This window comes from Sphingobium sp., from assembly GCF_041987595.1.
Taxonomy (GTDB): domain Bacteria; phylum Pseudomonadota; class Alphaproteobacteria; order Sphingomonadales; family Sphingomonadaceae; genus Sphingobium.
Map to the genome: position 1 here is coordinate 1 of NZ_JBHIWJ010000125.1, position 11,099 is coordinate 11,099.

7 protein-coding genes are annotated in these 11,099 nt (G+C 62.0%); 3 read left to right on the forward strand and 4 right to left on the reverse strand.

Going from position 1 to position 11,099, the window contains the following annotated elements:
• Positions 1–755: 755 nt before the first annotated feature.
• Positions 756–3,038, reverse strand: a complete 2,283-nt coding sequence (locus ACFC3J_RS20240) for a heavy metal translocating P-type ATPase (RefSeq protein ID WP_375197818.1) — start codon at positions 3,036–3,038, stop codon at positions 756–758.
• On the opposite strand from ACFC3J_RS20240, the gene ACFC3J_RS20245 reads away from it, so the two are divergent.
• Positions 2,964–3,215, forward strand: a complete 252-nt coding sequence (locus ACFC3J_RS20245) for a hypothetical protein (RefSeq protein ID WP_375197819.1) — start codon at positions 2,964–2,966, stop codon at positions 3,213–3,215. The genes ACFC3J_RS20240 and ACFC3J_RS20245 overlap by 75 nt on opposite strands.
• 156 nt (positions 3,216–3,371) lie before the next feature.
• Here the strand turns inward: ACFC3J_RS20245 and ACFC3J_RS20250 are convergent, their stop codons facing one another.
• Genes ACFC3J_RS20250 through ACFC3J_RS20260 form a run of 3 tightly spaced genes read right to left on the reverse strand, consistent with a single transcriptional unit; the run spans position 3,372 to position 9,246 of the window.
• A complete protein-coding gene (locus ACFC3J_RS20250; protein WP_375197817.1) occupies positions 3,372–4,898 on the reverse strand; it encodes a S10 family peptidase in 1,527 nt (508 codons plus the stop codon).
• Positions 4,898–6,439, reverse strand: coding sequence for a S10 family peptidase (locus ACFC3J_RS20255; RefSeq protein WP_026109422.1), 1,542 nt, complete (start codon positions 6,437–6,439; stop codon positions 4,898–4,900). Before ACFC3J_RS20255 ends, ACFC3J_RS20250 begins: the two co-directional genes overlap by 1 nt.
• Before the next feature lie 11 nt (positions 6,440–6,450).
• A complete protein-coding gene (locus ACFC3J_RS20260) occupies positions 6,451–9,246 on the reverse strand; it encodes a TonB-dependent receptor (RefSeq protein ID WP_017502342.1) in 2,796 nt (931 codons plus the stop codon).
• Between the two features lie 104 nt (positions 9,247–9,350).
• On the opposite strand from ACFC3J_RS20260, the gene ACFC3J_RS20265 reads away from it, so the two are divergent.
• Together ACFC3J_RS20265 and ACFC3J_RS20270 are read left to right on the forward strand one after the other, a co-directional pair.
• Positions 9,351–10,061 (forward strand): RNA polymerase sigma factor, encoded by a 711-nt coding sequence (locus tag ACFC3J_RS20265; protein ID WP_081331577.1) that lies wholly within the window; start codon positions 9,351–9,353, stop codon positions 10,059–10,061.
• A gap of 124 nt (positions 10,062–10,185) precedes the next feature.
• Positions 10,186–10,995: a FecR domain-containing protein gene (locus ACFC3J_RS20270; protein WP_017502344.1), complete on the forward strand. Its 810-nt coding sequence runs from the start codon at positions 10,186–10,188 to the stop codon at positions 10,993–10,995.
• Positions 10,996–11,099 lie beyond the last annotated feature (104 nt).

Consider the following 11,099-nt stretch of genomic DNA (forward strand, 5'->3'; position numbering starts at 1 on the left):
CTTCGGCGAGGCAACCGATCGTGTTCGCGCACTGGTGGACGAGGCCGCCGACAACGCCACGCCGGCAACCCGCGCCGCCATGGCGACCGCCTTCCGCAACGCCACGCGATACGAATGGATGTTCTGGGATTCCGCCTACCGGCGTGAGGCCTGGCCGATCTGAGCGGTCCATTCGAGACTTCCGTTCAATTGGGATGTGTGGCCCAGGCCACCGGGCCAGTCGCCATTAACGTAACTTCCCATGGCGGAACCATCCCCGACGGCCTCGTCACAACGGCGAGCCACAATGGTCGCTTCTGTCAACAAGCGGCCATTGCGGCACGGGTGGACGAACGGTCAGGATTGGTCGACAGCTTCCGGAAAGCTGCCCGTCCGCACCTGGGGATCAAAAATTTGCCGCTGAGTGTCTTGGATGGGTCGGATTTGACCGATTAGAAGTCGCTGGGTTCAGTGGTCAGATTGTCAGAAATCGTACCTGCAGCCGCGTTGGCGTCCGCAGCGAGGTCGCGCAATGCCTTCGCGGTGTCTTGCAATAGGTTGTCACTGATGGGGCGCTCGCCATTGATGAACCGCCGGATAGCCCGCTCATCGATCCTGAGACGCCGAGCAAATGCTGTCGTTCCACCAAGCAGCTGAACACAGTAGGCGAATTGGTCCTGTCGATCTTGCATGTACCGAACATAGCCCGTCTGACGCGGGAGGCAATGTAATCGGATGCGAGAGTAGAGACGTCTGGGCGACGCAGGCGGAATAGCTCACAGGGTTCGTGTCCTCAGCCGAAGGGCATTTGTCACGACGCTGACGGATGACAATGCCATCGCCGCGGCGGCCAGCATCGGAGACAGCAGAATGCCGAACAGCGGATAGAGCAGCCCTGCGGCCACTGGGACGCCCGCCGCATTGTAGATGAAGGCAAAAAGGAGGTTCTGGCGGATATTGGACATCGTCGCCTGGCTGAGCCGCCGCGCGCTCACGATGCCGTTCAAATCGCCCCGCAGCAACGTTACGCCCGCGCTTTCCATGGCAACGTCGGTGCCTGAACCCATGGCAATACCCACATTGGCGGCGGCCAGCGCAGGCGCATCATTGACCCCGTCACCCGCCATCGCAACGACGCGGCCTGCGGCAATAAGGCGGTTGACCACTGCGCTCTTCTGATCAGGCAGGACTTCGGCTTCGACCTCGTCGATGCCAAGCTTGTCGGCAATGGCTTGCGCCGTCTTGCGGTTGTCGCCCGTCAGCATCACGATGCGGACCCCCTCTTGCCGCAAGGCGCCAAGGGCCTCTGCCGTGGTTGCTTTGATCGGATCGGCAATCGCGATGATCCCTCCGACCTGACCGTCCAGGCCCACGAAAATCGCGGTGGCGCCATCGCGGCGCAGGTCGTCGGCAGCGGGCGCCACTTCGATACTGTCTATGCCCTGATCGAGGAGGAATGGTGCATTACCAAGGACAACGCGCTTGCCCTCGACTGTTCCCACCGCACCGCGTCCCGTTGGGGAATCGAACTGGGATACCGGTGGCAGCACGAGATCGCGGGACCTGGCCATGTCGACGATTGCGAGCGCCAGGGGATGCTCGGATGCCTGCTCGACGGCGGCGGCGAGACGGAGGACCTCCGCTTCGGTGTGGCCGGACGCCGGTATGATGGCGGTAACCGCCGGATGGCCCAGTGTCAGCGTGCCGGTCTTGTCGACGACCAGCGTATCTACCTTCTCCATCTGCTCGAGCGCCTCGGCATTCTTGATCAGGACGCCAAGCCTTGCACCACGGCCCACGCCCACCATGATGGACATGGGCGTGGCGAGACCAAGTGCGCAGGGACATGCGATGATGAGGACCGCGACAGCGGCGATCAGGCCATGAGCGAAGCGCGGCTCCGGTCCCCATAGACTCCATCCGACAAAGGCCAATATCGCAACAAGGATCACGGCGGGCACGAACCAGCCAGCGACACGATCGGCCATGCGCTGAATGGGCGCGCGCGAGCGCTGGGCCTGCGCCACCATCTGGACGATCCGGGCGAGCATCGTGTCTCGCCCCACTTTGGTCGCCGCGATGACAAGCGCACCGGTCTGGTTGAGCGTGCCGCCAATGACCGTGCCATCAATCTTTTTGGTCACCGGCATGGATTCGCCGGTAACCATGGATTCATCGACCGACGATCCGCCGTCTATTACGGTGCCGTCCACCGGCACCTTCTCACCGGGGCGAACGCGCAACTGGTCGCCGACGCCGATCAAGTCGAGGCTGACCTCCTCCTCATCGCCATTCAACAAGAGCCGACGCGCGGTCTTTGGCGACAGGTCGAGCAGCGCCTTGATTGCGCCCGACGTCTGCTCGCGCGCACGCAACTCGAGGACCTGTCCCAGAAGCACCAGCACGGTGATAACGGCTGCCGCTTCGAAATAGACCGCGACGCTGCCATCGGCATTACGAAAGGCTGGCGGAAAGAGGCCGGGAGCGAGCGCCGCGATCATGCTGTAAGCCCAGGAAACGCCCGTGCCCATCGCGATCAGCGTGAACATGTTGAGGTGGCGTGTCGCGAGCGAACGCCATCCGCGCACGAAGAATGGCCAGCCCGCCCAGAGTACGACCGGCGTGGCGAGAGCGATCTGGATCCAGATCGACAATCTCGCCGGCACCAGATGATGCAGAGCGGGAACGAGATGCCCGCCCATTTCCAGAACGAAGACGGGCAAGGCGAGCAGGAACCCCACCTTAAGGCGCCACGTCATGTCGAGCAGCTCGGCGCTTGGTCCGCTCTGCGCGCTCGCCACTTCGGGCTCGAGCGCCATGCCACATATCGGGCAAGGTCCTGGATGATCCTGCTGGATCTCAGGATGCATGGGGCAGGTCCAGACAGTCCCGGAGACGATAGCGGGCTGCTCCCGCGCGGAGAGGTAAAGCACGGGGTCAGCGACGAACTTGGCGCGACAGCCGTTGCTGCAGAAATAATATCGATGACCATCATGTTCAGCGCGATGGGGCGTCAGTTCGGGGTCGACTTCCATCCCGCAGACGGGATCGTGAACCATTGCCTTCTGGCCATGATGGTCATGATCGTCCTTGTCGTGATGTCCATATGCATGCGGGGGCATGTTTTGCATCGACGGCTCCCTGTTGTGCGCAGCTCAAGTCCGTCCGGCTTCGCCTGGCAGATGGGCTACCCCGGAAAGTACCACAGGATCTTGATCCCAAGCAAAATTTGGTAGCCGCCTTCAGCAAGGCTTCTGACGAACGTCGCTCATTGCTTAGCCGGCGCACACCCTAGCCGCCCATCCTCGACTGTTGAGCGATAAGCCGACGGTCGGCATTTCGGAAGGCAAGAACAAGCGCTGAACGACTGAGAAGGGTCGGTATTACCCCGCCTAATCCGACTTTGCCTGAATGAAGCCACGGACATCGCGCGTCACATCATTGAAGGTCTTGCCGTCGAGATACAACATATGGCCCGAAGCATAATGGCGGCTAATGAGGTTCGGCCTGAGTGCGGGCGGCAGGTAAAGATGGGCGAGATCAAATTCGGTCGCGAAAAAGGGCGTAGACAGGTCGTAGTAGCCGCTCAGCGACAGGACCCGCATCTGCGGTGCGCGACGCATGGCAGCGCCCAGATCGATGGCGACATTGGCCATCGCATTTTGGCGCGGGCCGCCCGGCGGCATATGGCTCCAGTCCCAGACCGGAAAGAGCGTAGGCGTGTTCACCACATAGTCGCCGTCCGGCGCATAGCCCAGGTCATGGGCGAGGTAGGCGGAGAAATTGGCGATGATCGCGCCTGAGATTGCATCGTCGGCCGGATCGCTCTGCGCCATATCTGCCGCATTGTCCCCTTCGCTGCCGGTAAAGCGAGTGTCGAACCCGCCCGTAACGGCCCCGCGATCCCGCAGCAGTTCTTTGCGGAAGCGGTCGGGCGACACATGCAGGTCGGCCTCGCGCAGATAATCGGGGCTGAGGCCCGTCAGCGACGCCATCTGCGCAATCACGCTTTCGTGCTCCTGCGCACCGATATCCTGCCCTTTGGCCAGTGCTGCCGCATAAGGGCCTTGCGCGAACTGGCGCGCACGGGCGACATGCGCCTCCAGCCCTGTGCCCCGATCTACCTTGCCATGATACCAGGCGGTGGCGGCATAGCTCGGCAGATAATTGATATCCATCCGGTCGAGGCCGGGCGCGCGCTGGGCAAAATTGAGGATGGAGGACATGAGGATCACACCATCTACCGGCATGCCGCTGTCGATCAGCCGGTAGGAAACCATCGCCGACCGGGTGGTGCCATAGGATTCGCCAAACAGATATTTGGGCGAAAGCCAGCGATTGTTGATCTCGACATAGCGCCGGATCGCCTGTGTGAAGGCAGCAGCATCCTGGTCATTGCCCCAGTAAAGCTTCCCTCCCTGTGGATCGAGCCCGCGCGAATAGCCCGTACCCACGGCGTCGAGGAAAACCATGTCGGTAGTATCCAGCAGGCTGTCGGGATTGGGCGCGAGGCGCGGCATGCGGCCGCCCCCTTCCCTGCCCTGCGCCTCGACATCGACCGGCACCCGCACCGGCGCGAAGGAGGCCATGTGTAGCCAGATGCTGGAGGATCCAGGGCCGCCATTGTAAAAGAAGGTGACGGGTCGCCGCTCCCCTGCCTTTGGCGCGACCGTGTAGGAGACATAGAAAAGGCTCGCCCCCGGCTTTCCCTGCTTGTCCTTGAGCAGCAAGGTGCCTGCGGTCGCGGTGTAAGGCAGCTTCGCCCCGTTGGCCGTTGTCAGGATATGGTTGGTGATCACCCGCTTTTCTGCAGCCGGTTCTGACGCTTGTGTCTGCGCCGGTTTGTCGGCGGCGCAGAGCGAAGCCGTGGGCGACGCGAGTGTGATTGCCGCGATGGACGCGCTAAGCAGGCTACGCATCAGCGGGTCGTCGCATCATAGAAGCGGTCGAGATCGACCTTGAGCTTTCGCGATGCGGCCTCATCCACATAGGTCATATGGCCGGACTCATAATAGGAGAAGCTGATATTCTGGCGCAGATTGGGCGTCAGATAGAGATGCGAGACATCGAATTCCGCGCCGGCAAACGGCGTTGCCAGATCATAGAGCCCCGCAATCACCATCACATTGAGATTGGGGTTGCGCTGCATGGCGCCGGCGAGGTCAAGCGCGGTGTTGGGAACCGGAATGGGCTCATCGATCCCTGGCGCCTTGTGATGATTGTCCCAGGCCGGCGCGATCACGCCATTATAAAGTGGCCGATATTGCAGGTCCGGCTTGTAACCGATGTCACGCGCCAGATGATCCTGGAAGGTGGAAAGATGGGCACTGTTGACGCCTGCAGTCGCGGCGTCATTGGTCGCCGGGTCATAGGAGCCGTCGCCGCTCACATAGGAGGCCGGCGCGGTGAAGCGGGTATCGAACCGGCCGATGATCAATCCCTGATCAGCCATCAGCGCGCCGCGATATTGTTCCATGCCGACGCGCAGCTTGTTCTTCTTGAGGAAGTCGACCGACAGGCCGATATAGCCGCTGAGCGTGCGAGCCACGGCGTCCATTTCCTCGGCCGACAGCCGGTCCCCCTTGAGCAGCGCGGAGGCATAGGGGCCAAGGGCGAAGGCGCGGACCTCGTCGAGATAGGCCATCAGGTCGGCCGGGTGGGTCGCCGATTTGCCATGATACCAGGCCGTCGCCGCGAAGGAGGGTACTCGCCCGATATCCTCCAGGTCGACGCCGGGAAGGCCGGTGCCCGAATTGAGGATGGTCGACATCAGCACGACGCCGTTGAAATCCATCCCCTGATTCTGGAGCTTGTAGACAAGCCCCGCCGACCGGGTGGTGCCATAGGATTCCCCGAACAGGTAGCGCGGGCTGTTCCACCGGTCGTTCTTGGTGATGTAGCGGTTGATGGCGCGAGCGAAGGAATCGATGTCCGCGTCGACGCCCCAGAAGGTCTTGCCCTTGGTATCGCCAATCGGCCGGGAATAACCGGTCCCGATCGCATCGATGAAGATGAGATCGGACTTGTCGAGCAGCGAATAGGGATTGTCCTGCACCACATAGGGGGCCGGCAGGGTCGCCTTGGGGGTCAGCGTCGGTGGGCGCTTTGGCCCGAACCCGCCTACATTGAGCCAGAGGCTGGCCGAGCCGGGACCGCCATTGTTGAAGAAGGTCAATGGCCGGGGCTTGCCCGCACTCGTCCCCTGGGCGGTATACGCGGTGTAGAAGATCCTGCCGCGCGGCACGCCATCATCATCGGTGATGATCAGCGTGCCGGCGCTCGCGTTGTAGGCAATGGTCTTGCCGTTGATCACCATCTTGTGATCGCGGCTGGCCAGTTCCTCCCTCGGTCCCACCTCTTTCTGCCCCTCGGCCGGTGGCTCACTGGCGCGCGCCACCGGTCCCTCGACGACAAGCGCCATCGCGGCGCCCAGCGCCAGCATCGATACAAAAGCCTTCATGGTGGGGAGCCTCATTTGCGCAGGGTCAGCGTCGCGCCGATCGTGCGCGGGCGGAAGGTCACATATTGATAGGGCAGCGTGTAATTCTCGTAGGTGGTGCAGGCCGCGCCCTCACCCGTGGCGCAGCCGGTCCGGCCACCCTCATTGCCCAGCACATCCTTGGAGTTGAGCAGATTGTCGGCGAAGATCGAGAATTCCCAGCCATAGCGGCGCAGGCCGATCCGCGCCGTCATATAGTCAGTCGCCTCCGACATATAGGTATCGGGCGTGAAGCTGCCCGTGCCGGGACCAAAGCTGTTCTGGTAGCGGGAGGCATGTTGCCAGTCTGCCCGCAGATAGGCGCCATAGCTGCCGATATCGAACCGATATTCGCCCGCGATGTTGAAGGCCCATTTGGGTACCGGCAGGCGATCGCCATCGCGGATATAGAGGGTGGACGAAGGGGCCGGGCCAACGACAGCCTGCGTATATTGCGCATCGGTATAGGCGACGAGGCCGCTCAGCGTGAAGCCATAGATCGGCTCCACCGAGGCTTCCAGGTCAAAGCCCTTGGATACGGCCTTGCCGCCGTTGACGACATAGCCAAAGCCGCAGGTCGGCAGGCCATAGCTTGCCTGGATATTGCTCCAGTCGATGTAGAAAGCGCTGGAGTTGAGGCTGAGCTTGCGATCGGACGAGCGCAGCTTCGCACCGACTTCATAGCTCCACAGCGAGTCTGCCTTGTAGGTCCCCGGCGTCGATGTGATACCCAACGCCGTAAGATCCGCCCCGCAGCGCGAGGCCGGCGGTGGCTGGTTGACGCCGCCCACGCGGAATCCCTTGGCTGCCGTCGCATAGAGCATGTTGGCGCTGTCCAGCTGATATTGCAGACCGAATTTGGGGGTGACGGGCGTTTCCTTGACCTTGCCGTCAGTGAGGCCGCCATTGGCGGTGGTCGGGGTCAGGAAGCCGGCAAAGGTTCCGGCCGTGACCTGATGATAGCTGAATTTTTCCCGACTGACGCGCGCGCCGCCGATCAGCTTCAATTTGTCGGTGATCGCGAAATTGGCCTCGCCAAAGACCGCCAGCGACTTTTCCTTCAGGTCCTGATCGCGATGATAGGTGATATTGCCGGGCTCGACCGGCACGCCGAAAATGGCCTGCGCCGGGGCGCCAAACACGGCCTGGGTCAGATCGTCCAGATTGGCGACGATATGATAGTTGGAATTATTCTTGTAGGTGGCGAAGAAGCCGCCCACCACCCAGTTGAAGCGGCTATTGCCGTCATTGGCGAAGCGGACTTCCTGGGTGAAACCGGTGCGCTTGTTCTCGTAGATCGGGGTCGAGCGATAGCTTTCGATATCGGCGACGAGGGGAAAACCGCCCTGGAAATTGCCCGGCTCGATATAGCTATAGTCGGACCGGCCATGGGTGCGGTCGCTGATATAGCTGGAGACCGAGGTCAGCGTGGTGCTGCCGATGTCCAGCTCTGCCTTGAGCGACGGCAGGAAGATGCGCGAGGTGCGCGGCTGCCTGGCGACACAGCGCGGCGTGCTGGCGGCATAATTATCACCCACATTGCAGTTGGCGCCCGTCTGATAATCGCCATAGACGGCAGCGGGATATGTGAAACCATTGAGCGTGGTTTCCGGCACGGTCTGCCAGGCTGTATCGGCATCATGCTGCTCACTCAGCGCATAATAGACCGAAGGCGTCAGGCTGAAATTCTCGGTCGGCTTGAAGAGCAGCGCGCCGCGCAGCGCCCAGTCGTCCGAACTGTTCGTGTCCTTTGCAAGCGTGTCGCCGGTGAAGCGATCGACATGATCGATATAGCCCGCCGTGCGGCGTTGCCACATGCTGACGCGGATACCAAGCCGGTCCTCGATCAGCGGGCCACCGAGCGCAATGCCCAGATCATGATTGACGCCGCCATCCTGGACGAAACCGACTTCCGCACGGGCATAGGCAGACATTTTCTCGAGGCTGGGTTCAGGCGTGATGAAGCGGATCGTCCCGCCGAGCGACGATCCGCCATAAAGCGTGCCCTGCGGGCCGCGCAGCACTTCGACCCGTTCCAGATCGAACAGCGCCGGAACCGGCGTGCCACTGCCCGAAATGCCGATCGCGTTGCGTTTCTGGAGCGGGGCATCATCGAGATAAACGCCGGTCGTCTGCGCGCCGGTTGAAGACGCCACGCCGCGGATCGAGATGCTCGGCACGCGATCGGCCGTGGTCGACGTCTGCATCGAGAGCGCTGGAACCGTGCGGACGATATCGGACACGCTGCGGATGCTGCGACGATCGAGCTGCTCCTGCGGCATCGCCTGCATGCTGATCGGCACACGGTTGAGAGTGGTTGCCGTCTTGGTGGCGGTCACGATGATTTCGCCTCCGGTGCCGGGCTCTGCCTGGGCTGTCGATGCATCGGCCGCCTGAAAGGCGCGAGGCGCGGTCCAGCTGCTGGTTGCGCGGGCCGATCGGAGGGAGCGCAAGGCGACCGGCGTCGTGACGGCACGGGCGCGCGGCTTCAAAGTGATGGCCGCCCCATTATCGGCAACGATTTCGAGGTTAGCGTCGGCAATCAGGCGGCGCAGTGCCACCCGGGTATCAAAGACACCCATGATGGCTGGCGACCGGACACCGGCGAGCTGATCGGCCGGCGCGATGATCTGGATGCCGCTCTGCCGGGCGAACATCGGCAGCGTCATGTTGATATTGCCGGCAGGCACATTGAACTTGCGGTCCTGCGCCTGCGCGCTGCTGGCTACGATAGCCGTGGTTAGGCTGGCACCGATTAACAGGCTCTTGATCGTCATCGAACGGTTCATTGTCTGGCCCCCAGCCGCTCCCCGGACGCGGCGAATGGATCGGGCCTTTCAGACCGGTTTTCGCATCCTCCCTGTTCCCGTTCCCCCGGGGTTTTGCGCCCTAGATGCACGAGCGCGATTTTTCCCCCAGTGTCGGATTGCACTTTTTTGACATTGCGATCGGACATGGCATTTTTTGGATGCATGCATGGCGTGTCTGCGCGGTTCGCTCGTCATGGGGCTTGCCGAACATGACCGATTTTTCCGACGATCGCGCCTTCTGGCTGTCACGGCAGATCCTGCCGCATGAGGGTAGCCTGCGCGCCTGGCTAAGCCGGCGTGTCCATATCGGCTTCGACATCGATGATGTGATCCAGGAAGCCTATTCCCGGCTCGTCATGCTCGAGACGGTGAGCCAGATCACCAATCCGCGTGCCTATCTGTTCCAGACTGCCCACTCGATCATCCTCCAGGATTTGCGGCGATCCCGGATCGTGCCGATCGGCTCGATCCACGAGATTGGCGCGCTCGAACTGGAGGCGTCCGAGCCCCTCCCCGACCAGTTGGTCGACGAACGCATGGAACTCGAGCAGGTGGCAGCTGCCATTGAAGCACTGCCCCATCGCTGCCGCGAGGTCTTCATGCTGCGCAAAGTGCAGGGCTTGTCCCAGCGCGATGTAGCCAACCGTCTTGGCCTGTCGGAAAGCACGGTTGAAAAGCATGTCGCCAACGGTATTGGCAAATTATTGGATTTCTTCGCGCATAGCGGAAAATGGAGCGCTCGTGCATCAAGGGCACGTAAACGAGACAGCCGGCGCCATGAAAAGAGACAGTAGCGCACATATTGGCGACGCAGCAGCGCGATGGGCTTCGCGCATTGATCGCGCACCTCTGGAGCCCCATAAACAGGCGGAGCTTGACGCCTGGCTGGCGAGCGACACACGCTGTCCGGGCGCCTTCATGCGCGCCCGCGCTGCCTTGCTGCGCATGGACGCAGCCCAAGCCCTGGGCCCGGATTTCACGCCGCAAGCGCCGCGCCTGCACTTGTCCCGCCGCAATGTTCTTGCCGGATCAGGCGGCCTCCTCGCAGCATCGTTCGGCGCATTCCTGTTCTGGCCTAGATCGCAGGTCTATCGCACCGAAACAGGCGAAGTCCGATTGATCCCGCTCGATGACGGATCGATCGCAACGCTCAATACGCAGAGCGAGATGGAAGTCCTATTTACCCGGGAAAAGCGCCTGGTGCGCCTGATACGCGGAGAAGGCTATTTCGAAGTCGCCAAGGACAAGGCGCGACCTTTCATCGTCACTGCCATGGGCGCGCAAGTCCGTGCGGTCGGCACTGCATTTACCGTCCGAACACTGCCCGGCCGTGCCGTGGATGTGCGTGTCCAAGAAGGGATCGTCGAAGTCGGGAAGCCTGCACGCGCCAATCAAGCCGTCAGGATGGCCGCGAATATGGAAGCGAGGATCGGAGACGACGCTGATCGCATTGCTCCCGTTGCCATCACCCCGGACAATGTCCAGCGCGACCTTCTATGGCGGGAGGGACGCCTGAGCTTCGAAAGCGAGACGCTCGCGAACGCTGTCGCTGAGTTCAACCGCTATAATCGCACCGCCATCATCCTCGCCGGCGAGGGCATCGGCAAAAGGCATGTGACGGGCCTTTTCTCGGCAACCGATCCGCAGGGCTTTGCTCAGGCCATCGCCCTAAGCATGGACCTCAGCGCTCGTTCGAACGAAAAACAGATCGTGATTGAGAGCCGCTGAGCAGTCCACGATCCAGCATATCCTCGGACACTGCTCAGTTGAGCTAGCGCGGAAAACCCAACCCACGATCTCCCCGTCGACGGCCAACATCGAGAAAATCCTAA

Excerpts from the sequence above, each read along its gene's own strand:
- ACFC3J_RS20245 (WP_375197819.1), top strand. The coding sequence starts at position 2,964 with ATGACCATCATGTTCAGCGCGATGGGGCGTCAGTTCGGGGTCGACTTC.
- ACFC3J_RS20240 (WP_375197818.1), bottom strand. The coding sequence starts at position 3,038 with ATGGTTCACGATCCCGTCTGCGGGATGGAAGTCGACCCCGAACTGACG.
- ACFC3J_RS20250 (WP_375197817.1), bottom strand. The coding sequence starts at position 4,898 with ATGCGTAGCCTGCTTAGCGCGTCCATCGCGGCAATCACACTCGCGTCG.
- ACFC3J_RS20255 (WP_026109422.1), bottom strand. The coding sequence starts at position 6,439 with ATGAAGGCTTTTGTATCGATGCTGGCGCTGGGCGCCGCGATGGCGCTT.
- ACFC3J_RS20260 (WP_017502342.1), bottom strand. The coding sequence starts at position 9,246 with ATGAACCGTTCGATGACGATCAAGAGCCTGTTAATCGGTGCCAGCCTA.
- ACFC3J_RS20265 (WP_081331577.1), top strand. The coding sequence starts at position 9,351 with ATGCACGAGCGCGATTTTTCCCCCAGTGTCGGATTGCACTTTTTTGAC.
- ACFC3J_RS20270 (WP_017502344.1), top strand. The coding sequence starts at position 10,186 with ATGCGCGCCCGCGCTGCCTTGCTGCGCATGGACGCAGCCCAAGCCCTG.